The organism is Gaetbulibacter saemankumensis DSM 17032 (genome assembly GCF_000425645.1).
Lineage (GTDB): Bacteria > Bacteroidota > Bacteroidia > Flavobacteriales > Flavobacteriaceae > Gaetbulibacter > Gaetbulibacter saemankumensis.
In genome coordinates, this window is sequence record NZ_KE384430.1 from 1,122,316 (window position 1) to 1,147,857 (window position 25,542).

Genomic DNA, 25,542 nt, shown 5'->3' on the forward strand with positions numbered 1-25,542 from the left:
AATTGAGAGAATAAGCTTGCAGTAAAAGTAATGCTTTTTTAAATAATTTACAATTTTTATTACAAATTGTTTGGTATTTCGCAAATAGGTATAGGAATCATCTTATGTTTGTTCGCTGTGTTGAACTTTTTATAGATTTCAAATACTGTTTTTTGTCTTCCTTTAAAATCGCTTATCGTTTTACCTTGCTCATCCATGGCCATAGCCCATTCCAATTCCGGGTAGGATGCACCGATTTGATCTTCATCGGTTCTGTCGTCACCCCAAAGACCATCTGTTGGGGCGGCGTCAATAATATCTTGGTTAATTCCTAAATATTCTGCTATGGTATATACTTCTGTTTTTAATAAATCGGCTATCGGACTTAAATCTACACCCCCATCACCGTATTTCGTGTAGAATCCAACACCAAAATCTTCAACTTTATTTCCTGTTCCTGCTACTAATAGCTTATCTAGTGCAGCAAAATAGTAAAGTGAAGTCATTCTTAGTCTTGCTCTGGTGTTGGCAAGTGACATGAAACGCTCCTCCTCATTTTCAACGGGAGGTAAGCTCGCTACTAAACTGTCAAAGACTGGTGTAAGGTTCACCTGTGTCATACTAACATTATCAAATCTAGACTGCATCCATTTAATATGATTTAAGGCGCGGCTAACCTGTGAAGGAGCCTGGTGAATAGGCATTTCTAAACATAAAAGGGGTAAACCAGTTTTGGCGCAAAGAGTTGATGTTACAGCAGAATCAATACCTCCTGAAACGCCAATAACAAATCCCTTCATGCCAGCGTTTGTAGCGTAGTCTTTTAACCAATTTACAATATAGTCTACAACTTTTTCTGTTTGCATATTAAATAATTTAATTCTAAGAATAGTACCTTTGCAAACAAAAATAAACGAAAGCATCAATTAATAAAAATATATAGTCTTTAACTTTTCTATGAAACACTTATTAACTTCACTATTAATAATTTTACTAGCAGTTTCGTGTAGAAAGACATCGGATTTAGAAATTGAAATAGCCAAGATTAATACAGATGCACAAATAGAACGTTTTGATGTGTTGTTTTCTAAAGTAACTGCAGAAAATCTAAGGGCGTTGAAACAAGATTATCCGTTTATGTTTTCAAATGCATATGAAGATTCGTTCTGGTTAGATAAGGCATCAGATAGTCTTCAAAGAAAATTGTTTAAAGAAGTTTATAAAACATTTGGAGATTTTAGTGATACCGAAGTGGAAATAGAATCTTTATTTAATCATTTAAAATATTATTTCCCGGAATTTCATGTCCCCCGAGTTATTACAACTACTAGTGATGTTGATTATCGAAATCGGGTAATTGTTACAGATACGATTGCAGTTGTAGCTTTAGATAATTATTTGGGTAGTGAGCATGAATTTTACCAAAGTATCCCAGCCTATTTAAAAGCTAATTTTGAAAAGAAGCAGGTAGTGGTTGATTTGGCAGGCGTTTATGCCGAACGCTATATTTATCAAAAGAATAAGACTTTTCTTGACGCCATGATTTATTTTGGGAAGCAATTGTATTTTAAGGATCTCGTTATTCCTTTTAAGTCAGAGGCTGAGCGCATGGGCTATACTAAATCGCAATTAGAGTGGGCCGAACTTAATGAAAGTTATATCTGGCGTTATTTTATAGAACGGGAAATGCTTTATAGGACTAATAAAGAGTTGGAAAGTCGATTTATAATAGATGCGCCTTTTTCTAAATTTTACTTAGAGGGTATCGATTCTGAATCTCCAGGCCGATTGGGGCAATATATGGGTTGGCAAATTGTAAGAGCCTATATGGAGCATAATCAAGTGTCATTAAAGGATATGCTGAAAACCAATCCTGAAGAAATATTTAATAATTCAAAGTTTAAACCTCGTAAATAATGTCGAAAAATCATACTTCCAAAATAGAATTAAATGTAGAACTGGATGAAAATAAAATTCCAGAAAAATTATCATGGACCGCAGAAGATGGCGGTATAACAAATGCCGAAGCAAAAGCGATGCTACTATCTGTTTGGGATTCTGAAGCTCAGGAAACCTTACGTATCGATTTGTGGACTAAAGACATGCCTGTCGATGAAATGAAAGTGTTTTTTCATCAAACCTTAGTTGCAATGAGTAATACTTTTAACAAAGCGACACAAGATGAAAAAATGACTGCCACTATGAAAGATTTCTGCGATTATTTTGCAGAGAAACTGGAACTTAAAAAATAATTTATTGAAGGCATAAAAAAAGCGTATTTTTAAATGAATACGCTTTTTTTATATATATGATATACATGTTTACCATTCGTTAATTCTGTTTGAATCAAGTTTGATAAATATAAAAAGTAAAATAGTAAATGCCCAAAGACCGGAACCTCCGTAACTAAAAAGAGGCAAAGGGATACCAATGGTTGGAATCAGGCCCATAACCATTCCTATGTTAATAAAGAAGTGAATAAATATTATAGATGCCACACTATAACCATATATACGACTAAATTGTGATTTTTGAAGTTCGGCTAAATGTAAAATTCTCAATAGTAATAGAACAAAAAGAATAACGACCATTGAACTTCCAATGAATCCCCATTCTTCCCCGACTGTGCTAAATATATAATCGGTGTGTTGTTCCGGTACAAATTTACCTGTAGTTCTTGTGCCTTCTAAGTACCCTCTGCCAGTGAGTCCACCAGAACTGATAGCTTTTTCGGACTCGTTTAAATTATAAGCGAAAGTTTGTTTCATCCGCTGTAATTTTTCAGGGTCTTTTTCTAATCTAAGCCACAAACTAATGCGATCTTTTTGATGTGGTTGTAATACCGAATTATAAAAGAATTTAATCGAAAAAGAAATAGCGACTGTTGCAATAAAAGCTAAGATGGTTAATACGAAGGATGTTTTTCTTCGGTTTAAAAAATAATATCCGAAAATTAAGCTAGCGCCTATAATAGACGTAATGATTCCACCAAATTTTAAAGATAATACTGAAATTAAAATCAGCGCTACAGCAATATTTAAATAAATTTTAGGTAAGCCCTCGCGGTAAAGCACAAAGAAAAAAGCTCCGTAAACGATAGTGCTGCCCGTGTCGTTTTGTAATAACACCAAAACAGCGGGAGTGCCTATTATAATAAAGGTTTTTATTTGATCTTTAAAGGTTTTTATGTTGGTGTTCAAGTCACTTACATATTTTGCGACGGCTAGAGCTGTTGCTGTTTTTGCAAATTCACTGGGTTGAATAGTCATGCCTCCAATACCATACCAAGAGGTAGCCCCGTTTACATTTTTGCCAAATACAAATAACCCAACCAAGGATAACATGGATATGATATAGATTATACTAGAAAATCGTTCGTAGAATTTAGCATCAATGGCTAGCAGTAGCACGATAAGTCCGAATGTTAAAAAAATAAATATAAGTTGTTTTCCATATGATTGTGAGAAATCGAAATAATCAATGGTGTATTCAGTGTGAGAGGCAGATACAATGTTAAGCCAACCAAAACCTACTAGCATTAAAAAGAGGATGATGGTGATCCAATCGAATTTAAAATATTTGTGAGTTTCTCTTGGCATTATTCTATAACTTGTAAGGTGGTTTCTCCATTAATTTTAAAAGGTTTACCAGAATACGGTTTAGCGTATTCATGTTCCAAACTGTGTTTTAATATCCAATCTTCTAGATCGGTTCTGGTAATTTCACCTTTAATGTATTTTTCAATTATTAAACTTGCAATTTTTCCCGCAAAACGACTACCCCAATAGCCGTTTTCTACAAATACAGCCAAGGCTATTTTAGGATTGTCTTTTGGTGCAAATGCAACAAATATGGAATGGTCAGTTAGTTGCGTTTTTACACCGTCAATTTTTACAAAATTTTCAGCTGTCCCTGTTTTTCCACATATTTCTATCCCGGGCACGCGAATGAAGGAAGCAGTCCCTTTATTATAAACATCGTACATTCCCTGTATAATAGGTTCAAAATTTTCTTTATCGATACTCGTAAATTTTGGAGTCGTATATTTACTATCTACGGTATCATTTTCAATAGATTTGATAATGTGTGGTGTGTAAAAGTAGCCTCTATTTCCGATGGCCGCAACCATATTAGCTAACTGAATAGGGGTGGCTTCAACTTCCCCTTGTCCAATAGCATTAGATATATTATAGGTGGAAACCCATCGACCTTTACCATACCAACGATCGTAAAAATCGCCATCAGGAACACGTCCTTTGCTACCAACTTTTAAGTCGTAGCCTAAATAATTTCCTAACCCAAAACTTTTTACATGGTCACTCCATACATCCATGCCTTTTTTTGGGGAATCATATTTTTCAATAATTCTGCGGTAAACATTTGCAAAATAGGCGTTACAAGATTGCGCAATACCATTGGTCATATCAAGCGGACTTGTATGGTGGTGGCAACCAGTTAATCGTCGGCTACCCAAATAATAACCCATTCTACAGCTAAATCGTTCTTGAGGTGTTACCACGCGCTCCTGTAAACCAATGAGAGCATTTAAAACTTTAAAAGGTGAACCCGGAGGGTATTGCGCTAATAAACTACGATTAAATAGTGGCTTTGCAATGGTATCGGTATAAAGTTTACTGAAATTTTTAGAGCGCTCACGACCAACCAATTGATTCGGGTTATATGTAGGAGCCGAAATCATAGCTAATATTTCTCCGCTGCTTGGTTCTATGGCTATAATGCCTCCGCGTTTGTTTTGCATTAAGCGTTCTCCGTAAGCTTGTAAGTCGGCATCAATGGTAATGGTTATATCTTTTCCTGGTTGTGGTAAAGTATCGTAAATACCATCTTTATATGGGCCTATATTTCTATTGAACCTGTCCTTTTGAATAAATTTAATACCTTTTACCCCGCGTAAGACATCTTCATAAGAAGCTTCAACACCATCTTTGCCAATAAGGTCTCCCATTTTATAATAGGGATCTTTTCTAATAATGGCATGGTTAACTTCTCCAATATCTCCTAAAACGTTGGCTCCAATAGTTGTTTGATAATGTCTTAGCGAACGCTTTTGGATATAGAATCCTTCAAATTTTCGCATCTTTTCCTGAAGTACGGCATAATCTTCTTTTGAAAGTTGTGCTATAAAAACGGAGGGTAAGCGTGGAGAATAGCGGTAAGCCCTTTGATATATTTCTTTAAATTTTTCCTTGTTAATTTTAAGGAGATTACAGAATTCTACCGTGTCTAAAGGTTTTACTTCTCTAGGAATGACCATGACATCGTAGGATGGTTGATTCGCAACTAATAATTTACCATTGCGGTCGTAAACAAATCCTCGTTTAGGGTAATCGTAAACTTTTCTAATAGCATTATCTTCAAACAAACTTTGTTCGCTTGAAGTGTAAACCTGCAAATAGAAGAGTCTTGAAATAAATAAAAGCCCAACTAAAATGATAGAAATGTATAGTAAAAATTGCCTCATTTAGTTTTTTTACCAAAAATTATAAGTGAGATGATACACAATAAAATAGTAAATATACTAGAGAATAACGCTTTTTGGAGGATTAAAATTATTTTCGTTGCGCTAAATATTTCTAAAGAAAATAATATGACATGATGGGCTATGGTTAATAGAGTGATGTACATTATTTTTGAACTATAATCTACATTTTCAAACTTAATGGTTTGATATTCGTAGAGCGTTCCAAAGGCATTTTTTAAGGCGAGTGGTCGGGCATAAGCAATAAACACGCTGGCCGCAGCATGAATGCCTCCAGAGTCTTGAAATAAATCTATAGTTAAGCCAATTAAGAAACTTAAAAACATAAGCGTCATTCTGTTGTTCTTAATCGGGTATAAAGCAATGAATAATATGTATGGGTATGGGTTGATATACCCAAGAAAATTAATATGATTACATATTAGTACCTGAACCATTACCAATATGATAAACCGAAGACTATTTGTATAGAAGGCACTATTCATTTAGTTTTCGTTTATTAAATTATTAATTTCTTTAGCATCAACATTTTCAATGATGTATACATGTTCTAAATTCGTCATGTCATTAAATAACTTTACATCAATCTCATAATAGTTTTCTGCTAAATCTAGCTTGAAATTATCGACAGTTCCAACTGGAATACCTTCGGGAAATATAGAGGATCGTCCTGATGTAACGATGGTGTCTCCTTTAATTACCGGGGCAATTTTTGGAATATCTATGAGTTGTGCTAGGGCAGGATCTTTACCATTCCAAGTTAGGGTGCCGAAGTGATTCGATTTTTTTAACTGTGCACTAATTTTACTGGTTGTGTTTAAAACTGAAATGGTTGTAGCATAATTTTTGCTAGTATGATCAATGATTCCAACAATACCTAAATTGGTGATAACTCCAAAATCTTGTTGAATACTATCTTTTTCACCCTTATTTATAAGGAGAATGTTGTCGGTACTCGTATAAGTATTTCTAATAATATTGGCAGCGGTAAATTTGTAAAGTACATTTTTAATACTATCGGTAAAAACTGAATCTATTTGACTTTCGGAATTGTATAGAAGCGACTTTAATCGGTTATTTTCTTCAACTAATAAATCGTTTTGGTATTTTAAATTGAAATATTCACTGATGCTATTTAGTGAGTTATAAACACCGCCTGTTAAGAAATTGGCAGAATTAATAAATTTACTTTTGTGATACGAATGCGATTGAATTGTAAATAAGATTGAAATAGAAAACAGCAACAAGAAGAACAAAAAAGTTTTGTTTCTTATTATAAAATTAATAATCTGTTGCATGCGTTATTATCCTATTTAATCAATACACTTTTGTATTTATGCAAATTTTTAAGGGTTATGCCCGTGCCGCGAACTACAGCGCGTAGTGGGTCTTCTGCGATATAAACAGGTAAGTCGGTTTTTTGAGATAAACGCTTGTCTAAGCCTCGTAACATAGAGCCTCCACCTGCTAAATAGATACCAGTATTATAAATGTCAGCAGCTAATTCAGGAGGGGTTTGCGATAGGGTTTCCATAACAGCATCTTCAATGCGTAGAATGGATTTATCTAATGCTTTAGCAATTTCTCTGAAAGAAATGGAAACCTGTTTTGGTTTACCTGTTAATAAATCACGTCCTTGAACACTCATGTCTTCAGGAGGTAATTCTAAATCTTCGGTAGCCGCTCCAATTTGAATTTTTATTTTTTCGGCTGTGCGTTCACCAACATATAAGTTGTGTTGTGTACGCATGTAATAAACAATATCATTGGTAAAAACATCCCCCGCAATTTTTACCGATTTATCACACACAATACCACCTAGAGCAATGACTGCAATTTCGGTAGTACCACCACCTATGTCTACAACCATATTTCCTTTAGGTTGCATAATATCAACACCGATACCAATGGCCGCAGCCATTGGTTCGTGTATTAAATAAACTTCTTTACCATTTACGCGCTCTGCACTTTCTTTAACCGCACGCATCTCTACTTCTGTAATCCCAGAAGGAATACAAATTACTAATCGAAGGGCCGGAGTAAAGAACTTCTTTTTAAGAGCTGGTATGTTTTTAATAAACATACTCATCATTTGCTCTGAAGCATCAAAATCTGCAATAACCCCATCTTTTAAGGGCCGGATGGTTTTAATGTTTTCATGAGTTTTACCTTGCATTAAACTGGCTTCCTGTCCTACAGCAATTATTTTTCCAGAAACACGATCGCGTGCTACTATAGAAGGCGCATCGACGACCACTTTATCGTTATGAATAATTAATGTATTAGCAGTACCTAAATCTATTGCAATTTCTTCGGTTAAGAAGTCAAAAAAGCCCATGTGCAGATTGTGAGTTTAGAGGTTAATTTACGTATTGCGTAAATGTAATAAAAGTTAATAAATATTATCTACTTAATTAGTGTTTAAAATGACGGGTTCCGGTAAATACCATCGACACGTTATTTTCATTACAATAATCAATACTCAATTGGTCTTTTATCGATCCACCTGGTTGAATAACTGAAGTAATACCAGCATTCTTAGCAATTTCAACACAATCAGGGAACGGGAAGAAAGCATCACTAGCCATTACAGCTCCGTTTAAGTCAAATTCAAATGATTTTGCTTTATGGATTGCTTGTTCTAAAGCATCTACACGACTGGTTTGTCCCGTACCACTAGCAAATAATTGTTTGTTTTTAACTAACACGATGGTATTTGATTTTGTGTGCTTACAAATTTTTGAAGCGAAAATTAAATCTTCTAATTCACTTTGTGAAGGCTTGGTGTTGGTAACATAAGTTAGGCCTTCAATGGTATCTGTTACATTGTTTCTGTCTTGAACTAAAATACCATTTAAACAAGTTCTAACATTCGTTTGAGGTAATTCAACATCATTAAGAACTAATATGATACGGTTCTTTTTACCTTTTAAAATTTCTAAAGCTTCATCGGTGTACGATGGCGCGATAATAACTTCACAGAATAGACTACTAATTTCTTGAGCTGTAGCTGTATCAATTTCAGTATTAGCAATTAAAATTCCACCAAAAGCAGATACTGGATCTCCTGCCAAAGCATCTACATAAGCTTGGTGAATAGTTTCGCGTTGCGCAAAACCACAAGAGTTATTGTGTTTTAAAATCGCAAATGTCGGGGCGTCGTTTTTGAATTCGTTAATTAGGTTAACGGCAGCGTCAACATCTAAAAGGTTATTGTAACTTAATTCTTTTCCGTTAAGTTTGGTAAACATTTCGTCGAAGTTTCCGAAGAAAAAACCACGCTGATGTGGGTTTTCACCGTAACGTAATACTTTACCATTGGTTTCGCTTATTTTTAATACAACTTCATCTTCATTTTTATTGAAGTAATTAAAAATGGCGGTGTCATAATGAGACGATACATTAAATGCTTTAGTAGCAAAACGTTTTCTGTCTTCTAAAGAAATGCTTCCGTTGTCTTTAGAAATGATTTCTAAAAATTCGGCATAATCGTTTACAGATGCTACACAAGTAACATCGGCAAAGTTTTTAGCTGCTGCACGAATAAGTGAAATACCACCTATGTCGATTTTTTCAATAATATCTTGTTCGCTAGCTCCCGAAGCCACAGTTTTTTCAAATGGATATAAATCAACAATAACCACATCGATTTGAGGAATTTCAAACGCCTCTAGTTCTTTAACATCACTTGCGTTGTTTTGTCTGTTTAAAATACCACCAAAAACTTTTGGGTGTAATGTTTTTACTCGACCGCCTAGGATAGAAGGGTAAGAAGTTACATCTTCTACCGGTACTACATCGATTCCTAAGTCCTTAATGAATTTTTCGGTTCCCCCGGTTGAATAAATAGTTACACCTTGTTCATTTAGTTTTTTAACAATTGGTTCTAATCCGTCTTTGCTGAAAACTGAAATTAATGCTGATTTTACTGTTTTTTCGTTGCTCATTTTTCTTAAGTAGTTATAAGTTGCAAAAGTAGTTATTTTAACTAAAAAATGAGATTAGAAATATTAAAAAACGAGGCGTTTTTTTAACGAAAATCGGGATTTATTAACAGGTGTTTTAAAAACTATTATATTAAGTTAAAATTGAAGCTACCTGCTCACAAACATATTCAAGAAAATCTTCATCTGCTTTGGTAAATGGGTCTGGAGTATTCGAGTCGATATCTATTTGTCCAATATTTTTACCGTTTACAAAAATAGGTATAACAATTTCGGCTTTAACAGTAATACTACAGGCGATGTAATTATCCTGAGCGGATACATCGGGCACTATAAAATTCTGGTTACTAACAGCTACTTGCCCGCATATGCCTTTTCCAAAAGGAATAATAGTATGGTCGGTTGGAGCTCCAACATAAGGACCAAGTTTTAGCTCTTCTTTGTCTCCATTTCTAAAATAAAAACCAACCCAGTTGTAATAACTAATGTTTTCTTCCAGAAGTTCACAAATATTTAGCAAGCGTTCGTTGATGGTTTTTTGCGAATTTTCTACTATTGTTTCTATTTGGGGTTTTAGAGTTTCTAAAATCATAGCATTAATTGTTTTAGTAAAAGTATTTAAAAAGCCGTAATTTCGAAATCGGATTTGAGATAATTTAACAAATGACCATCTAAATTTGAGGGCACTTTTTATAAAATATAAAGTTGTAATTCGTTTTATTCTAACCTTTCTGTTGGTTTATGTTGTGGGGTCTGTAGGGTATAAGTTTTACTTGCAATTGTCTGATGGTAGTTTGTATTACCCTGATTATATAACTCGTTTGGTGGGTTTGCAATGTGAAGCCTTATTGAATTCTTTTGGTTATCAGGTTCAATTATTACCGCATCCCGATGAGCCATCATTAAAATTAATTATTAATGGTGTGTATTTAGCGCGTATTGTTGAGGGGTGTAACGCACTAAGTGTTATAATTTTATTTTTATCTTTTATCGTAGCGTTTGCTTCTAATTTAAAAACGACATTGTTTTATATGCTTTCGGGAAGTGTTTTAATTTATGCCATTAATATTTTAAGAATTGTATTGTTAGTGATGGCTTCTTATCATTATCCTGAGTATGATAAAATATTGCATGGGGTTGTATTTCCTTTAATCATTTATGGGTTCATGTTCTTGCTGTGGGTTTTTTGGGTAAATCGCTTTGCTAACTTAAAAAAGGCTAATGAGTAAAACTTTAAAATTTATGGCCTTAGTTGTTCTCTTTGGGGTACTCATTTGTATAAGAATGTACGAAGAGGTTTTGTTTTATGATCCATATCTTAGTTTTTTTCAAAACGATTATTTATATATAGACAACCCAAGAAGAGCGGTTTTTAAATTAACGCTTTTTACAACTATTCGGTACGTTTTAAATAGTAGTGTTTCTTTAGCGATTTTATATGTTGTGTTTCGAGATTACAGTATTGTTAAATTTTCGTTTGTAATATTTACTGCTGCATTTTTAGTGTTGATATCTATATATTTATATTTTGTTATTAATCCAAGAAAGGAAGATTATTATTTGTTTTTTAACGTCCGCCGATTTTTAATTCAGCCTATTATACTGCTACTTTTACTTCCTGCTTTTTATTATCACCGAATTAAATCTTAGGTTTTTTAGACTATTTAATTTAAGTTTTATTATAATCGTTTTTTTAACTTTGATAAGGTTGCAATTCAATTGCTTTATTTAATAAAATTATGATGAAACATCACTATAAAATTGCAGGAATGACTTGTAATGGTTGCAAGACACATGTAGAGAAAGCTTTAAATGATATCGAAGGTGTAGTAGAAGCACATGTAGATTTGGAAAATGCAGAAGCTGTTATCGAAATGCAGCATCATATTCCTTTGGATACTTTACAAATGGGGCTCGGTGATTATTATGGTATTGTATTACCAGGGAGTAAACTAGAGGTGCAAGCGAATCAATCTTCGAAGAAAAAAGGAACAGGGACTGGGGTGTTTTATTGTCCCATGCATTGTGAAGGTGACAAAACTTATAATGAACCTGGCGATTGTCCTGTTTGTGGTATGGATTTGGTTGAAGAGATGCAGTTAGTTTCGGCATCGACTACTATTTACACCTGCCCTATGCATCCCGAAATTGAGAGTTCAAGTCCTGGGGATTGCTCGATTTGTGGTATGGCGTTGGAGCCTAAAAAACCTGAAGTTTCAGCAGAACAAAAAACGTATCAGAAGCTTTTAAAAAAGTTATGGTTATCGATTATTTTCACACTTCCCATTTTTATTATCTCGATGTCCGAGATGATTCCTAATAATCCGCTATATCAAATTTTAGAACGCTCGTATTGGAATTGGGTGCAGTTTGTTTTATCAATTCCTGTGGTTTTTTACACAACTTGGATGTTTTTCCAGCGTGCTTATAAGTCTATAGTGACATGGCATTTAAATATGTTTACGCTTATAGGGATAGGTGCGGGTGTGGCATGGTTGTTTAGTGTGTTTGGTATTTGTTTTCCAGAATTTTTACCAGTGCAATTTAAGTCAGATTCGGGTGTGGTACATGTTTATTTTGAAGCTTCAACCGTGATTTTAACTTTGGTTTTATTAGGGCAAGTTCTAGAAGCAAAAGCCCATAGTAAAACAAATATAGCTGTAAAGGAATTGCTTAAACTTACACCAAATATGGCTATTAGAGTAGTAAATGGCGAAGAAGAAGATATTCCTATTGAAAAGATTAATATTGATGATATTATTCGGATTAAACCTGGTGATAAAATTCCAGTAGATGGTATTATTGTTGATGGAGAAAGTAGTATTGATGAATCCATGATTACCGGTGAACCATTACCTGTATCAAAGGGATTAGAAGATCGGGTATTTGCCGGAACCGTAAATGGTAACCAAACTTTTTTGATGCGAGCTACAAAGGTTGGAAGTGAAACCTTATTGGCACAAATTATTACTATGGTTAATAAAGCAAGTAGGAGTAAGGCGCCCATTCAAAAACTAGCTGATAAAATCTCAGGATATTTTGTACCTATCGTTGTGGGTATATCGTTAATAACTTTTGTCGTTTGGAAGTTGTTTGGTCCAGAGCCATCTAATGTTTATGCGTTGGTTAATGCTATTGCCGTATTAATTATTGCTTGTCCATGTGCTTTAGGTTTGGCTACGCCTATGTCGGTTATGGTTGGAGTTGGAAAAGGAGCCAAGTCTGGGGTGTTAATAAAAAATGCCGAAGCCTTGGAGCGTTTAAATAAAATGAATGTTTTAATAATCGATAAAACGGGAACCATTACCGAAGGAAAGCCCTCTGTAGAAAAATTACAAACTGTTCAAGACATATATAGTCATGAGATGGTTTTATCTTTAATTACGTCGTTGAGTAAAGTTAGTGAACATCCGTTAGCTCATGCTATTGTAGCTTATGGTAATCAACAAGGTATAGAAGGGGGTTCAGTTGAAGAATTCATGTCGCATACAGGAAAAGGTGTAAGCGGTCGAGTAGATAACAAGTTGGTGCATTTTGGAAATGAAAAACTTATGAAGGAATTTCTTGTAGACATGCCAGAAGCATTACAAACCATCATCATAGAAGAGCAATTTAAAGGAAAAACAGTTTCTTTAGTCGCTATTGAAAATCAATTTGTGGCTTTTGTTACTATAACAGATAGAATTAAACCCTCCAGTAAGCAGGTAATTGCCGATTTAAAGTCGCAAGGTATCGAGGTTGTTATGCTTACAGGTGATAATCAGAATACAGCAAAAGCTGTTGTAGAAACTTTAGGAATTCAACATTATAAAGCAGGCGTGTTGCCTGAAGATAAGCTTTTAGAAGTAGAAAAATATCAAAAACAAGGAAAGGTAGTCGTTATGGCTGGTGATGGTATAAATGATGCGCCAGCTTTAGCTAAAAGTGATGTAGGTATTGCCATGGGTACAGGGACCGATGTGGCTATAGAAAGCGCACAAATAACCCTTGTAAAAGGGGATTTACAAGGTGTCATTAAAGCTTATAATTTAAGTAGGAAAGTCATGACGAATATCAAGCAAAATCTCTTCTTTGCATTATTGTATAATAGTATAGGTGTACCTGTTGCAGCCGGAGTTTTATTTCCTTTTTTCGGAGTACTATTATCGCCTATGATAGCCGCCGCCGCGATGAGTTTTAGTTCGGTGTCGGTTATAGCCAATGCTTTGCGATTACGAAATGCTTCTGTATAGTTAAGTAAACCAAAGTGTTGTTGAGTGGTGTGCTAGGTTGTAAAACAAGAAAGTTCCATCTTATCGAATAAACTTTACTTTGTAGGAAAAAACTATTATATTTATAGGAATACTACGTGGTAAATGAAAGATGAATTTGTATTATCCATTGTTATAAGTGTCATTTATTTGTCGCTAGGGTTTCTGTTACTGCATTTTGGACAGATAGGATTCGGAGTATCTTTTTTTGTGTTTTTACCATTTATCATTGGGTATGTATCTGGGACGGGAACATTTAAAAAGGCGAGCTTATGGGGGCATTCTATAGCAATTGTCGTTTTTTTTGGACTCTTAATTGCTGGGCGCTTAGATGGAATGGTCTGCGTATTAATGGGTTTGCCTTTAATAGTGATTGCTATAGCCTTTGGTTTAGCTGTAAAGCACATAATAAAAGTATTTTTTCTAAAAAATCCATCTAATCAGCATATTGTTAAAAGTACAGTCTTACCATTCCTTCTATTTTGGGTGATTGGTGTTTTGGAAACAGAATTAAATAAAGATGATGTGGCTATAAATCAAGTGAAGTCTGAAATAATTTTACCTTATAGTACTCTTGATGTGTATAATCATATTAAAGCTGTAGATACCTTAGCAGCAAAAAAGCCGTTTTTAATGAAATTAGATTTGCCAGTACCTCAAAAATGTGTTTTGGAGGACGAACGTGTTGGAGGTTTAAGAGTGATATATTTTAAAAGAGGTAAAATTGTAACTCGAATTACAGAATTGGACCCGGGTAAGCTGCTTAAGATGGATGTTATAGACTATCAACTTACAGGAAATAGATGGTTAGAGTTTAAAGAAGCAGTATATACATTCGAAATGATTAGGGATTATGGTTGTAAAATGACTCGTATTACAACCTATGCATCCAGTTTAAAACCTCGATTTTATTGGAGAACTTTTGAAAAGATTGCCATAGAGCAAGAGCATGAATTTGTGTTTAATAATTTAAAAGAAGATTTAAAGCCATAGTACCCGAAATTAATTAGTAGTTTTATTTTGTTAGTTTGTAAATAAAAAACGCTTCAAAATTTTTTGAAGCGTTTTTTTGTGTTTTATATTTCACTCAAATGTATTGGTTCGAGTGAGTTGCTTGTCAGCAGTAATTAGTTACTACATCATGCCTGGCATACCACCACCCATTGGAGGCATAGCTGGAGCATCTTCTTTAATATCGATTAAAGCACACTCGGTTGTTAAGATCATACCAGCAACAGAAGCGGCATTTTCTAATGCAATTCGAGTTACTTTCTTAGGATCGATAATTCCTGCTTTAAGCATATCTACATATTTCTCAGATTTTGCATCGTAACCGAAATCTTTTTCACCTTCTAATACTTTATTAATAACTACAGAGCCTTCACCACCTGCGTTTTCAACAATCGTTCTTAAAGGCGATTCAATCGCTTTGTTTACTATTTGCACACCAGTAGTCTCATCTAGGTTAGCAGTTTCAAGGCTTGCTAGAACAGCTTTAGCTCTTACTAAGGCAACCCCTCCACCAGCAACAATACCTTCTTCTACTGCAGCTCTTGTAGCATGTAAAGCATCATCAACACGATCTTTCTTTTCTTTCATTTCTACTTCACTTGCAGCACCTACATAAAGTACAGCAACACCACCAGCTAATTTAGCTAATCGCTCTTGAAGTTTTTCTTTATCGTAATCTGAAGTTGTTGTTTCAATTTGCGCTTTAATTTGATTTACGCGCGCTTTAATAGCTTCAGCATCGCCAGAACCGTTAACAATAGTTGTATTGTCTTTATCCACAGTTACGGTTTCAGCCGTACCCAACATTGATAAATCGGCGTTTTCTAAAGTAAATCCTCTTTCTTCAGAAATTACAGTACCACCAGTTAAGATAGCGATATCCTCAAGCATAGCCTTACGTCTGTCACCAAAACCTGGAGCTTTAACAGCTGCAATTTTTAATCCACCTCTTAGTTTGTTTACCACTAAGGTAGCTAAGGCTTGTCCGTCAACATCTTCAGCGATAATTAATAAAGGACGACCAGACTGTGCTACAGGCTCTAGAATAGGAAGGATTTCCTGTAGGTTTGAGATTTTTTTATCGAATAATAAAATGTACGGATTTTCTAAATCGGCAATCATTTTATCCGAATTGGTTACAAAGTAAGGAGATAAGTAGCCTCTATCGAATTGCATACCTTCAACAACTTCAACATAAGTATCTAATCCTTTAGCTTCTTCAACAGTAATAACACCTTCTTTACCTACTTTTTCGAAAGCTTTTGAAATTAACTCACCAATAGTATCGTCGTTATTTGCAGAAATAGCAGCAACTTGTTTGATTTTTTCTGAAGAGTTACCTACTTCCTGTGATTGCGCTTCAAGATCTTTAGTAATTGCTTCAACAGCTTTATCGATACCTCGTTTTAAATCCATAGGATTTGCACCTGAAGCTACATTTTTTAAACCTTCTTTTACGATGGCTTGAGCTAGTACGGTAGCAGTAGTAGTACCATCACCAGCTAAATCATTAGTTTTAGAAGCTACTTCTTTTACCATTTGTGCACCCATATTTTCGTGTGCATCTTCTAGTTCAATTTCTTTTGCTACAGAAACTCCATCTTTTGTTACATGAGGAGCTCCAAAACTTTTGCTAATAATTACATTACGACCTTTAGGTCCTAAAGTTACTTTTACTGCATTTGCTAATGCGTCTACACCACGTTTTAAGCCGTCGCGAGATTCAATATCGAATTTTATTTCTTTTGCCATTGTGTTAATTTTTAATTTTATTTTGAGTTTAAAACTCTTGAGTTAATAAAATTTGAATAATAAATTTTAGGTTGGCTATTGCTTAAAGCAAATAGCGATTTGCTATTTAGATGATAGCAAGGATGTCACTTTCGCGCATAATCAGGTAATCGGTACCTTCTAGTTTTAGATCTGTTCCAGCATATTTACCATACAAAACAGTATCACCAACTTTAACTGTAATAGGTTCATCTTTTGTACCAGGACCGGCAGCTACTACAGTACCTTTTTGAGGTTTTTCCTTAGCGTTGTCTGGAATAATAATTCCTGAAGCTGTTTTTGTTTCAGCTGCAGCTGGTTCGATAAGAACGCGGTCTGCTAATGGTTTAATGTTCAATGCCATTTGTACTATATTTTAAGTTTGTAAAAATTATTATTATTGCCCATTCAATATTCGAAAAGTATGCCAAGCCTACTAAACTGACAAACTTGCAGCAACAAAAAATGCCAACTGTATCAGTTGGCATTTTTTTGGTATATGTCATTATAGATTACTGAGCTGTGTCGTTAACAGTTGCAGCATCATTAGTAGTATTAGCAGGCACTTGTGGTAATGGTTGAGCTGAAGGCGTATTAGGATCTAAAGCTTTAGACTCTGCTGCTTCACCACCTCTGTTAATAGCAACATTAGAAAGTAAAATTAATACTAACAATAAAGTTGCTAAAGTCCAGGTGCTTTTATCTAAAAAGTCGGTTGTCTTTTTTACACCACCTAGTTGTTGGGTGCCACCACCACCAAATGAAGATGACAATCCGCCACCTTTAGGGTTTTGAACCATAATTACTACAATAAGTAAAAAGGCTACTACCACGATTAATGCTAAAAATATTGTAAACGTACTCATTATTTTTTGGTATTATATTGTTCTTGTAATTCTTCTACAGCTTTAATTTGGTTTGCAAAGAAACTACTTTTTTCTGGATATTTCAAACTTAAAATTTTATATGATTGAATTGCCTTTTTGAAGTTTTTTTGCTCGACATAAATACGCGCAAGCGTCTCGGTCATAAGCTCTTCGGGCTGTATGTTTTGAGCCTTAGCTAAGTTAACTTTGGAATGCGAAGTTTTTGAAGGTTTTATTTTTGGGTTTTTAGTAATAAACTGTTCTATTAATTCAAATTTTTTGGTGCGTTCCAAATCTTGTATTGACTTTGATGTTGTTTTTTCTTCTGTTATTTTGGTTGGTTTTATGGGTTTGGTTGCAGGTGTTTCAATTTTTGTTTCACGATCTATAGGTTTAAATCGTGTTAACTTTAACCACTCGTTAAATGAATGCGTTTCTTGTTTGTCAAATTCAAGTGGCTTACCAAGGTTTAATACAGCTTCTGGGGACGATTGTGATTTTGCCTCTTCAGTTGCGGTGTTTTTGGTTTCAGTATTATCTAAAACCTTATTGATTTCTTTTGTTTCAACTGTTTTAGGTTCAAATAAAGCAGGATCTAAAACACCTGTTGTTTCTTCAATCTGTCTGTTTAAATAGTCATCAATGCTAACTTTTTTATTTACAGAAATATCTTCAACATCAACCTCAATGTCGCTTAAATGTCCCACATTATGGCGAATGGATTGTGATATTTCATTCTGGTAAAAAACGTCCGAAGTAATAAAATCGAATAGTATGCTTCTATCTGTTGTGTAAGCTGCAGTAGTTTTTAATTCCTGATTATATTTAAAACTGCTTTGGTCTTTTAAGCCTTTAAGGTAAATAGCTCGTGCTGACTGAAAATACGGGAACTCATCAATGATAGATTTTATAGCATCTGTTTGTTGATGCGTTAGAGCTTGCGGTTGTTGCAGAATATATGTAAAATCTTCTTGGTTCATTGATTAAGCTAAATTTAATAACTTTTTGAAATAATTAATTCCGATAAAAGTTAATATTACCACTTGGCTAGTGTGGCATTGAATATATCTTGTGTTATACGCTCAAATAATTCTTCGTGAGCTGTTGCTTTTTGTCCGCCAATTAACTGTGCGTTTCCGGGAAAATCGTAAAAGAATGAGAACGTTTGTTCTAAATCATCTTCTTCTTTTTTTCTGTTAAAAAAGCGCACTTTTACGCTCATAGTGAGTCTGTTTTGGGCTGCTGTATTTTGTGAAGTGGCTGTTGTTGGGGAAATACGATACTCTGTGATTTCCCCTTCATAAACCAGATCGGCGTTATTTGGAACTAAATTCAAATTCGTTTGATTCTGAATCAAATCTTCTAAAGCAATTTTAAAATCACGTTCTAAACCTGGTTCTACTAAAAGGGCATTGTTTTCGAAACGATTTACCTGATAGGTTTTAGTGTCGGCTGGAATTGAAGCACCCGTAAAAGAATAAATGCCGCAGCTAAATGCTGTTATGCTAACTAAGATTAAGAGGATGTATTTTATGTGTTTCATGTAATTTTAAATCTGCCTTACAATTAATTGCTTTAATAATATTGGATGCTTATAAGTCGTATTGTTTAATTTTACGATAAAGGGTACGCTCGCTAATACCTAATTCGGCAGCTGCTAATTTACGCTTTCCGTTGTGACGCTCAAGAGATTTTTTAATTAATTCTAATTCCTTATCCTGGAGTGATAGGGTTTCTTCTTCTTCAATTTCTTCAGCGAAATGATATTTATCTGAAACGGTTTCTACGGGTTCTGTAGGAGTTGAGTGTTCTGGGATGGATAGCATTTCACTGTTTTCAACGGCCTCTTCAAATTCGGCATCGCTTTCATCTTGGTTGCCGTAAATTTTTTGAATCAGACTTTCATTGTTTTTCTCAACATCTTTAGTGTTACCATGTTTCATAAGTTCCATGGTAAGCTTCTTTAAATCGTTTAGGTCGCTTTTCATATCGAAAAGGACTTTATATAGAATTTCACGTTCACTGCTGAAATCGCTTTCAGATTTTGATGTTTTAATAACTGCTGGTAAATTAGATCCTGAAGCCGGTAAATAACTCTGTAGGGTCTCAGCCGAAATAGTGCGGTCTTGTTCTAAAACAGATAATTGTTCGGCAATATTTCGCAATTGTCTAATATTTCCACTCCAACGGTGCTTTAAAAGTACTTGAACCGCCACATCGGTTAATTTGATGGTTGGCATCTTATATTTTAAGGCAAAGTCACTCGCAAACTTTCTAAATAGTAAATGGATGTCTTCTTCACGCTCACGTAGTGGTGGTAAGTGAATTTCAACAGTGCTTAAGCGGTAATATAAATCTTCGCGAAACTTTTCTTTTTCAATAGCTTCAAACATATTTACGTTTGTAGCGGCTACTATACGTACGTTGGTTTTTTGAACTTTACTAGAACCTACTTTTAAGAATTCGCCGTTTTCTAACACACGAAGTAATCGGACCTGCGTGGTAAGAGGAAGTTCTCCAACTTCATCTAAAAAAATGGTACCGCCATCGGCAACTTCAAAATAGCCTTCTCTAGTTTGGGTCGCTCCGGTAAAGGCTCCTTTTTCATGACCAAAAAGCTCACTATCTATGGTGCCTTCAGGAATGGCGCCACAGTTAACAGCAATGTATTTATTGTGTTTTCGGTGTGAAAGTTGGTGTATGATTTTTGGAATACTTTCTTTACCTACACCACTTTCTCCAGTGACTAATACGGAAATATCGGTAGGAGATACACGGATGGCCTTTTCAATAGCTCGATTAAGGGCAGGCGTATTTCCAATAATACCAAAACGTTGTTTTATAGCTTGAACAGATTCCATAAATGAGTTTAGTTGTTTTCAGAATACCCCACGGCTTCACCGATTAATGTGGTGCTGGTGCAGTCGGTGATTTTTACATTAACAAAATCACCAGGCTTATAATCGCCTTTAGGGAAAACTACCACTGTATTTTGACTGTTACGCCCAGACCAATGCTCGTTAGAACGCTTTGAAGGTTTTTCGATAAGAACCTCTTCAATTTTGCCTAAATGTTCTTTGGTACGGTAGAAACTGTGTTCTTGTTGTAATTCGATAATTTCTTGTAAACGACGTTTTTTAGTTTCTTCAGGAATGTCGTCTTCCATTTTTCTTTCTGCTAAAGTGCCTGGTCTCTCAGAATACGCAAACATGAAACCGAAGTCGTATTTTACATATTTCATTAAACTAAGTGTATCTTGATGGTCTTGTTCCGTTTCTGTCGGGAAACCAGAGATCATATCTTGAGAAATGGCACAGTCTGGAATAATTTTTTTGATGTTGTCTATTAATTCGAAATACTCTTCACGAGTGTGTTGGCGGTTCATAGCTTTAAGGATGTTGTTACTACCACTTTGTACCGGAAGGTGAATGTATTTACAAATATTTCTGTGTTTCGCCATAGATTCAATAACATCTAAGGTCATATCCTGAGGGTTAGATGTAGAGAAACGGAAACGCATTTTAGGAAATGCGGTTGCACACATATCTAACAGTTGAGCAAAATTTACCGCTGTTGCTTTTTGAATATCACTGGCTTTTTCGAAATCCTTTTTAAGCCCGCCACCATACCAAAGGTAGCTATCCACATTTTGTCCTAGAAGGGTAACCTCTTTAAAACCTCTGTTCCATAAATCGGTAATTTCTTCTATAATACTTTGTGTGTCTCTACTACGTTCGCGTCCGCGAGTAAATGGCACCACGCAAAACGTACACATATTGTCGCACCCGCGGGTTATTGATACAAAAGCCGTAACACCGTTGGTGTTTAAACGTACAGGGGCGATGTCTCCATAGGTTTCTTCTTTAGAAAGAATAACGTTTATGGCATCTCGACCTTCATCAACTTCGGCTAATAAATTAGGTAAATCTTTATAGGCATCAGGTCCTACAACCAGATCGACAATTTTTTCCTCTTCTAAAAATTTTGTTTTTAAACGCTCGGCCATGCATCCTAGTACTCCAACTTTCATACCTGGGTTGTGTGATTTTTTTACGGCGTTGTATTTTTCTAAACGTTTACGAACGGTTTGCTCTGCTTTATCACGAATAGAACAGGTATTAACAAGAACGAGGTCTGCCTCTTCTAGACTTTGTGTTGTGTTATATCCTTGCTCGGTAAGAATAGAGGCGACAATTTCACTATCACTAAAATTCATTTGGCAGCCGTAGCTTTCAATAAAAAGTTTACGGGTATTACCGTCCTTCTGGTTAAGCACTAATGTTTCTCCTTGTTTATTTTCGTCTATAATTTTCTCCATAACTTTCTTGATCACACGTGTCTCTCAATAAACATGCAAAGATACAATATATTTATGGTTTGTGACAAAGTGTCATATTTAAAATTATAATAATTTTTGTTAAATGCTTAGGAAAATATTTACTTTGGAAAACTTACCAACCTATATTATTTGATGAATACATTAGAGGAATTAAAAGATAAAATAGCAACTGCCAGAGATTTAGATTTTGGTGATATTATAAACGAATCGATTGAAGTTTTTAAAAAAATCTGGATGAAAGGTCTTTTTGTGGTGTCCTTTGTTGTCATAATAGCACTTTGCTTGGGACTTTTGTTTAGCGCTATTGGCTTGTCGTTGGACCCTAATATTTATTTTGAAGGGTTTGAATTGGAAGCTTTTATTAAGTTTTACTATGTTAATGCGTTGTATAGTATTCCTCAAACTATTTTAGTTAGTACTGCTACTCTGGCGTTTGTTGGAGCGTTCTATAGGATATGTGATAATGTGCTGGCTGAAAGTGAACATCAAGACGATTATTTTTATTTTTTCAAAAAGGAATATTTTACCAAAGTGTTTATGTTAGGTATCATATATACAGGTATTGCTACTATAGCACAACTGTTATGCGGACTTCCTTATATATATGTTTTTGTTCCCTTATCATATTTTGCTGTAATACTAGCAAAGCATCCTGAATTATCTGAAACTGAAATTGTTAAGGCTAGTTTTGCTTTAGGTAATAAAAAATGGTTATTAACTTTCGGCACTTTATTTGTCGCGGCTCTTTTAGGGATGTTAGGAATTATAGGTTGTGGTATCGGTGTTTTGTTTACTATATCGATAGCTTATTTACCACCATATTTAATTTATAGAAATAGTATTGAAAAAACTGATTTGGAAGATTTTCAAGTCACTGATGATAATATTAGTATTGAGGAATAATTTTATGAATAAATGAGTGTTTTCAATTCAATATTAATGAAAATAGAACAAGCCCCAAAATTAGATTTTGGAAATATATTAAGTAATTCTATTGAGTTGTTTAAAAAAGTTTGGGTGTAAGGTTTGGTAAATTTATTGCTTACCATAGCCATGATGATTCCTTTTTACATCGTGACGTATTTACCGCAATATTTAATCTATAAAGAAAGTATTGGTTTTAACGACGAACATAATGCTGAAACTGTAAATGAGGTTTTAGAATAATTTGTAAAGTATTTTGTAAAAAAGACCTGCTTTTTTCTTGAAATTAGCAGGTTTTATTGTTTAAATAATAAAGAGTTGGTTAATGAAATTAGGAGGATAAACTTTTTTTCATATACATTTGTAGCACAAAACATGAAGTATGGCGAAGAATTTAGTAATAGTAGAGTCACCTGCTAAAGCGAAAACTATCGAGAAATTTTTAGGTAAAGATTTTAAGGTAGAATCTAGTTTTGGGCACATATCAGACCTTCCTTCTAAGGAATTGGGTGTCAATGTAGATGGTGATTTTAAACCCAAATATGAAGTTTCTAAAGATAAAAAGGCAGTTGTAAAAAAGCTGAAAGATTTAGCGAAGAAAGTAGATGTTGTATGGCTGGCAAGTGATGAGGACCGCGAGGGAGAGGCCATCGCATGGCATCTGGCGGAAACTTTAAAATTAGAAAAAGAAAAAACAAAACGTATTGTTTTTCATGAAATTACTAAATCGGCAATTCAAAAGGCTATAGAGAATCCACGAGGGATTGATTATGATTTGGTTGATGCACAGCAGGCACGTCGCGTTTTAGATAGAATTGTTGGGTACGAATTATCCCCAGTGCTTTGGAGAAAAGTAAAAGGCGGGTTGTCAGCTGGACGTGTACAGTCGGTATCTGTACGCTTAATTGTAGAGCGCGAGCGCGATATTCAGAATTTTAATGCTGAGGCTTCTTATAGAATAGATGCTGAGTTCTCTAATGAAGACGGGCAATCGTTTAAGGCGAAATTACCAAAAAACTTTTCGTCTAAAGAGGAAGCGCAAGCGTTCTTAGAAAAAAATGCAACGGCTAGTTTTAAGGTTTCTGATTTAGAAAAAAAACCAGCGAAAAAATCACCTGCGGCACCATTTACAACGTCAACTTTACAACAGGAAGCTGCAAGAAAGTTATATTTTTCAGTAAGTAAGACTATGACTTTGGCGCAACGTTTATACGAAGCAGGTTTAATTACTTATATGAGAACTGATAGTGTGAATCTGTCGGAAGAAGCGCGTCAAGGAGCTAAAGCTGAAATAGAAAGTTCTTACGGAGCTAAATATAGTAAACCAAGAAATTACCAAGGAAAATCAAAAGGGGCTCAGGAGGCGCATGAGGCAATCCGTCCTACAAGTTTTGCTACTCATTCTGTTGATATAGATAGGGATCAGGCAAGATTATATGATTTAATTTGGAAACGAGCCATTGCTTCACAAATGAGTGAGGCGGAGTTAGAGCGTACCAATGTGAAGATTAGTGCTTCAACTCATAATGAAACTTTTACAGCTAATGGAGAGGTTATTACTTTTGATGGCTTTTTAAAAGTATATTTAGAAGGTACTGATGATGAAGATGTAGAACAGGATGGTATGCTGCCAGCAATGAAAACTAATGAATCATTGTTAAATAATTATATCACAGCAACCGAGCGTTATACAAGACCGCCAGCACGATATACAGAGGCTTCTTTGGTTAAGAAATTAGAGGAATTAGGTATTGGTCGTCCTTCAACTTACGCGCCAACAATTTCAACAATTCAAAACAGAAATTATGTTGAAAAGGGAACTATTGAAGGTGCAGAGCGTCAATACACTCAGCTTACATTAAAAGGAGGGGCTGTAAAAGATAAAAAGCTTACAGAAAAAGTAGGTTCAGATAAAGGGAAGTTAGTGCCGACCGATATAGGAATGATAGTAACCGATTTCTTAGTGAATCATTTCGAACAGATATTAGATTACAATTTTACCGCTAAGGTAGAGGAAGATTTTGATAATATTGCTGAAGGTAAGGTCGATTGGTCTAATATGATGAAAGAATTTTATAAAAATTTTCATCCCCAGGTTGAAGATGTTCAAGAAAATGCCGAAAGAGAGTCTGGAGAGCGTATACTTGGAGTTGACCCTGCGACGGGTAAACAGGTAAGTGTGCGATTAGGTAAATTTGGTCCTTTAGTGCAGTTGGGGGCTCCCGATGACGAAGATAAACCTCAGTTTGCAAGTTTAAGTCCAGATCAGCAATTAAATACTATTACTTATGAAGAGGCAATGGATTTATTCAAGCTTCCGAAAAATTTAGGTAATTACGAAGGACAATCTGTTGAAGTTAATAATGGGCGTTTTGGTCCTTATGTGAAGTTTGGTGATGCTTTTGTATCGCTTCCAAAGGGTGTTGATCCTTTAAGTGTTGAGTTGGTAGAGGCTATTGAGCTTATAAAGGAAAAACAAAAAGCTGATGCACCTATATATATGTATAAAGATCTTCCGGTGCAAAAAGGTAAAGGGCGCTTCGGACCTTTTATCAAGTGGAATAATATGTTTATTAACGTGAATAAAAAGTACGATTGGGACAATTTATCAGGTGAAGATATTGTTGAGCTCATTGAAACTAAAATTCAAAAGGAAATAGATAAGGTAGTTCATAATTGGGAGGATGAAGGTATTCGCGTTGAAAAAGCACGATGGGGACGTCACAATGTTATTAAAGGAAAGGTGAAAGTGGAATTAGCTAAAACTGTAGATGTGTCTGGTATGACATTGGATGAAGCAAAAGCTATCATAGAGGCCAATGCACCTAAGAAAAAAGTAACCAAGAAAAAGACAACTACGAAGAAAAAGACTGCTAAGAAGAAGTAGTTTAGCGAATTGTCTATTACATACTATATAATTTAGTCTGCCTGAAATTGATGTATTTTAATTTCAGGCAGA

General features: G+C 34.9%; 24 protein-coding genes. 9 read left to right on the forward strand and 15 right to left on the reverse strand.

Annotation, left to right across the window (positions count from 1 at the left end; translation table 11 throughout):
- Nucleotides 1-59: 59 nt before the first annotated feature.
- Nucleotides 60-845 carry an NAD(+) synthase gene (gene nadE / locus H611_RS0111810; RefSeq protein ID WP_027138577.1) on the reverse strand — a complete coding sequence of 262 codons (786 nt, stop codon included), beginning with the start codon at nucleotides 843-845 and terminating at the stop codon, nucleotides 60-62.
- Between the two features lie 91 nt (nucleotides 846-936).
- Between nadE and gldB the strand changes: the two genes are divergently transcribed.
- Nucleotides 937-1,896, forward strand: a complete 960-nt coding sequence (gldB, locus tag H611_RS0111815; protein ID WP_027138578.1) for a gliding motility lipoprotein GldB — start codon at nucleotides 937-939, stop codon at nucleotides 1,894-1,896.
- Nucleotides 1,896-2,231 carry a gliding motility protein GldC gene (gene gldC / locus H611_RS0111820; protein WP_027138579.1) on the forward strand — a complete coding sequence of 112 codons (336 nt, stop codon included), beginning with the start codon at nucleotides 1,896-1,898 and terminating at the stop codon, nucleotides 2,229-2,231. The genes gldB and gldC overlap by 1 nt, the downstream gene beginning before the upstream one ends.
- A 69-nt stretch (nucleotides 2,232-2,300) precedes the next feature.
- On the opposite strand, the gene rodA is transcribed toward gldC, so the two are convergent.
- The 7 genes from rodA to H611_RS0111855 form a co-directional block, all read right to left on the reverse strand.
- The gene (gene rodA, locus H611_RS0111825) at nucleotides 2,301-3,578 is read right to left on the reverse strand and encodes a rod shape-determining protein RodA (RefSeq protein ID WP_027138580.1); all 1,278 of its coding nucleotides are present in this window, start codon (nucleotides 3,576-3,578) and stop codon (nucleotides 2,301-2,303) included.
- On the reverse strand, nucleotides 3,578-5,461 hold the full coding sequence (gene mrdA / locus H611_RS0111830) for a penicillin-binding protein 2 (RefSeq protein ID WP_027138581.1): 1,884 nt from the start codon (nucleotides 5,459-5,461) through the stop codon (nucleotides 3,578-3,580). The genes rodA and mrdA overlap by 1 nt, the downstream gene beginning before the upstream one ends.
- Complete coding sequence (locus H611_RS0111835) at nucleotides 5,458-5,916, reverse strand: rod shape-determining protein MreD (RefSeq protein WP_245574793.1); 459 nt, start codon at nucleotides 5,914-5,916, stop codon at nucleotides 5,458-5,460. Before H611_RS0111835 ends, mrdA begins: the two co-directional genes overlap by 4 nt.
- Before the next feature lie 48 nt (nucleotides 5,917-5,964).
- Complete coding sequence (gene mreC, locus H611_RS0111840; RefSeq protein ID WP_027138583.1) at nucleotides 5,965-6,777, reverse strand: rod shape-determining protein MreC; 813 nt, start codon at nucleotides 6,775-6,777, stop codon at nucleotides 5,965-5,967.
- An 11-nt stretch (nucleotides 6,778-6,788) separates the two neighbouring features.
- Entirely contained in the window at nucleotides 6,789-7,817 is a 1,029-nt protein-coding gene (locus H611_RS0111845) for a rod shape-determining protein (RefSeq protein WP_027138584.1), read from the reverse strand.
- 76 nt (nucleotides 7,818-7,893) lie between these two features.
- Nucleotides 7,894-9,426, reverse strand: coding sequence for a bifunctional phosphoribosylaminoimidazolecarboxamide formyltransferase/IMP cyclohydrolase (gene purH / locus H611_RS0111850; protein WP_027138585.1), 1,533 nt, complete (start codon nucleotides 9,424-9,426; stop codon nucleotides 7,894-7,896).
- Between the two features lie 130 nt (nucleotides 9,427-9,556).
- Nucleotides 9,557-10,015 carry a GAF domain-containing protein gene (locus tag H611_RS0111855; RefSeq protein WP_027138586.1) on the reverse strand — a complete coding sequence of 153 codons (459 nt, stop codon included), beginning with the start codon at nucleotides 10,013-10,015 and terminating at the stop codon, nucleotides 9,557-9,559.
- 85 nt (nucleotides 10,016-10,100) lie between these two features.
- Between H611_RS0111855 and xrtF the strand changes: the two genes are divergently transcribed.
- The 4 genes from xrtF to H611_RS14265 all read left to right on the forward strand — a co-directional run bounded on the left by xrtF (nucleotide 10,101) and on the right by H611_RS14265 (nucleotide 14,666).
- On the forward strand, nucleotides 10,101-10,652 hold the full coding sequence (xrtF, locus tag H611_RS0111860) for an exosortase family protein XrtF (protein WP_051238795.1): 552 nt from the start codon (nucleotides 10,101-10,103) through the stop codon (nucleotides 10,650-10,652).
- Nucleotides 10,645-11,073: an exosortase F system-associated membrane protein gene (locus tag H611_RS0111865; RefSeq protein WP_027138588.1), complete on the forward strand. Its 429-nt coding sequence runs from the start codon at nucleotides 10,645-10,647 to the stop codon at nucleotides 11,071-11,073. The genes xrtF and H611_RS0111865 overlap by 8 nt, the downstream gene beginning before the upstream one ends.
- Nucleotides 11,074-11,165: 92 nt before the next feature.
- Nucleotides 11,166-13,655 carry a heavy metal translocating P-type ATPase gene (locus H611_RS0111870; protein WP_027138589.1) on the forward strand — a complete coding sequence of 830 codons (2,490 nt, stop codon included), beginning with the start codon at nucleotides 11,166-11,168 and terminating at the stop codon, nucleotides 13,653-13,655.
- A 123-nt stretch (nucleotides 13,656-13,778) separates the two neighbouring features.
- Nucleotides 13,779-14,666 (forward strand): hypothetical protein, encoded by an 888-nt coding sequence (locus H611_RS14265; RefSeq protein WP_035483793.1) that lies wholly within the window; start codon nucleotides 13,779-13,781, stop codon nucleotides 14,664-14,666.
- Nucleotides 14,667-14,807: 141 nt separating this feature from the next.
- On the opposite strand, the gene groL is transcribed toward H611_RS14265, so the two are convergent.
- From groL to miaB, 7 genes are all read right to left on the reverse strand, one after another.
- The gene (gene groL / locus H611_RS0111880; protein WP_027138590.1) at nucleotides 14,808-16,436 is read right to left on the reverse strand and encodes a chaperonin GroEL; all 1,629 of its coding nucleotides are present in this window, start codon (nucleotides 16,434-16,436) and stop codon (nucleotides 14,808-14,810) included.
- A 106-nt stretch (nucleotides 16,437-16,542) separates the two neighbouring features.
- A complete protein-coding gene (locus tag H611_RS0111885; protein WP_027138591.1) occupies nucleotides 16,543-16,818 on the reverse strand; it encodes a co-chaperone GroES in 276 nt (91 codons plus the stop codon).
- A 148-nt stretch (nucleotides 16,819-16,966) separates the two neighbouring features.
- Nucleotides 16,967-17,320 (reverse strand): preprotein translocase subunit SecG, encoded by a 354-nt coding sequence (secG, locus tag H611_RS0111890; RefSeq protein ID WP_027138592.1) that lies wholly within the window; start codon nucleotides 17,318-17,320, stop codon nucleotides 16,967-16,969.
- The gene (locus H611_RS0111895; protein WP_027138593.1) at nucleotides 17,320-18,300 is read right to left on the reverse strand and encodes a hypothetical protein; all 981 of its coding nucleotides are present in this window, start codon (nucleotides 18,298-18,300) and stop codon (nucleotides 17,320-17,322) included. Before H611_RS0111895 ends, secG begins: the two co-directional genes overlap by 1 nt.
- A gap of 56 nt (nucleotides 18,301-18,356) precedes the next feature.
- Nucleotides 18,357-18,863 (reverse strand): LptE family protein, encoded by a 507-nt coding sequence (locus H611_RS0111900; RefSeq protein ID WP_027138594.1) that lies wholly within the window; start codon nucleotides 18,861-18,863, stop codon nucleotides 18,357-18,359.
- A gap of 49 nt (nucleotides 18,864-18,912) precedes the next feature.
- Nucleotides 18,913-20,181, reverse strand: a complete 1,269-nt coding sequence (locus H611_RS0111905) for a sigma-54 interaction domain-containing protein (protein WP_027138595.1) — start codon at nucleotides 20,179-20,181, stop codon at nucleotides 18,913-18,915.
- An 8-nt stretch (nucleotides 20,182-20,189) separates the two neighbouring features.
- A complete protein-coding gene (gene miaB / locus H611_RS0111910; RefSeq protein WP_027138596.1) occupies nucleotides 20,190-21,638 on the reverse strand; it encodes a tRNA (N6-isopentenyl adenosine(37)-C2)-methylthiotransferase MiaB in 1,449 nt (482 codons plus the stop codon).
- A gap of 153 nt (nucleotides 21,639-21,791) precedes the next feature.
- Here miaB and H611_RS0111915 point away from each other — a divergent pair, with 153 nt between their 5' ends.
- The 3 genes from H611_RS0111915 (at nucleotide 21,792) to topA (ending at nucleotide 25,470) form a co-directional block, all read left to right on the forward strand.
- Complete coding sequence (locus H611_RS0111915) at nucleotides 21,792-22,562, forward strand: hypothetical protein (protein ID WP_035483795.1); 771 nt, start codon at nucleotides 21,792-21,794, stop codon at nucleotides 22,560-22,562.
- Nucleotides 22,563-22,685: 123 nt separating this feature from the next.
- Nucleotides 22,686-22,826 carry a hypothetical protein gene (locus tag H611_RS14770; protein WP_157515079.1) on the forward strand — a complete coding sequence of 47 codons (141 nt, stop codon included), beginning with the start codon at nucleotides 22,686-22,688 and terminating at the stop codon, nucleotides 22,824-22,826.
- Between the two features lie 139 nt (nucleotides 22,827-22,965).
- Complete coding sequence (topA, locus tag H611_RS0111930) at nucleotides 22,966-25,470, forward strand: type I DNA topoisomerase (RefSeq protein ID WP_027138598.1); 2,505 nt, start codon at nucleotides 22,966-22,968, stop codon at nucleotides 25,468-25,470.
- Nucleotides 25,471-25,542: the final 72 nt, after the last annotated feature.

Coding starts and splice junctions, on each gene's coding strand:
- mreC (WP_027138583.1), bottom strand. CDS start 6,777: ATGCAACAGATTATTAATTTTATAATAAGAAACAAAACTTTTTTGTTC.
- purH (WP_027138585.1), bottom strand. CDS start 9,426: ATGAGCAACGAAAAAACAGTAAAATCAGCATTAATTTCAGTTTTCAGC.
- H611_RS0111900 (WP_027138594.1), bottom strand. CDS start 18,863: ATGAAACACATAAAATACATCCTCTTAATCTTAGTTAGCATAACAGCA.
- mrdA (WP_027138581.1), bottom strand. CDS start 5,461: ATGAGGCAATTTTTACTATACATTTCTATCATTTTAGTTGGGCTTTTA.
- H611_RS0111865 (WP_027138588.1), top strand. CDS start 10,645: ATGAGTAAAACTTTAAAATTTATGGCCTTAGTTGTTCTCTTTGGGGTA.
- H611_RS0111855 (WP_027138586.1), bottom strand. CDS start 10,015: ATGATTTTAGAAACTCTAAAACCCCAAATAGAAACAATAGTAGAAAAT.
- gldB (WP_027138578.1), top strand. CDS start 937: ATGAAACACTTATTAACTTCACTATTAATAATTTTACTAGCAGTTTCG.
- H611_RS0111915 (WP_035483795.1), top strand. CDS start 21,792: ATGAATACATTAGAGGAATTAAAAGATAAAATAGCAACTGCCAGAGAT.
- rodA (WP_027138580.1), bottom strand. CDS start 3,578: ATGCCAAGAGAAACTCACAAATATTTTAAATTCGATTGGATCACCATC.
- groL (WP_027138590.1), bottom strand. CDS start 16,436: ATGGCAAAAGAAATAAAATTCGATATTGAATCTCGCGACGGCTTAAAA.
- topA (WP_027138598.1), top strand. CDS start 22,966: ATGGCGAAGAATTTAGTAATAGTAGAGTCACCTGCTAAAGCGAAAACT.
- H611_RS0111885 (WP_027138591.1), bottom strand. CDS start 16,818: ATGGCATTGAACATTAAACCATTAGCAGACCGCGTTCTTATCGAACCA.
- gldC (WP_027138579.1), top strand. CDS start 1,896: ATGTCGAAAAATCATACTTCCAAAATAGAATTAAATGTAGAACTGGAT.
- H611_RS0111870 (WP_027138589.1), top strand. CDS start 11,166: ATGAAACATCACTATAAAATTGCAGGAATGACTTGTAATGGTTGCAAG.
- nadE (WP_027138577.1), bottom strand. CDS start 845: ATGCAAACAGAAAAAGTTGTAGACTATATTGTAAATTGGTTAAAAGAC.
- H611_RS0111845 (WP_027138584.1), bottom strand. CDS start 7,817: ATGGGCTTTTTTGACTTCTTAACCGAAGAAATTGCAATAGATTTAGGT.
- H611_RS14265 (WP_035483793.1), top strand. CDS start 13,779: ATGAAAGATGAATTTGTATTATCCATTGTTATAAGTGTCATTTATTTG.
- secG (WP_027138592.1), bottom strand. CDS start 17,320: ATGAGTACGTTTACAATATTTTTAGCATTAATCGTGGTAGTAGCCTTT.
- H611_RS0111905 (WP_027138595.1), bottom strand. CDS start 20,181: ATGGAATCTGTTCAAGCTATAAAACAACGTTTTGGTATTATTGGAAAT.
- H611_RS0111835 (WP_245574793.1), bottom strand. CDS start 5,916: ATGGTTCAGGTACTAATATGTAATCATATTAATTTTCTTGGGTATATC.
- miaB (WP_027138596.1), bottom strand. CDS start 21,638: ATGGAGAAAATTATAGACGAAAATAAACAAGGAGAAACATTAGTGCTT.
- H611_RS0111895 (WP_027138593.1), bottom strand. CDS start 18,300: ATGAACCAAGAAGATTTTACATATATTCTGCAACAACCGCAAGCTCTA.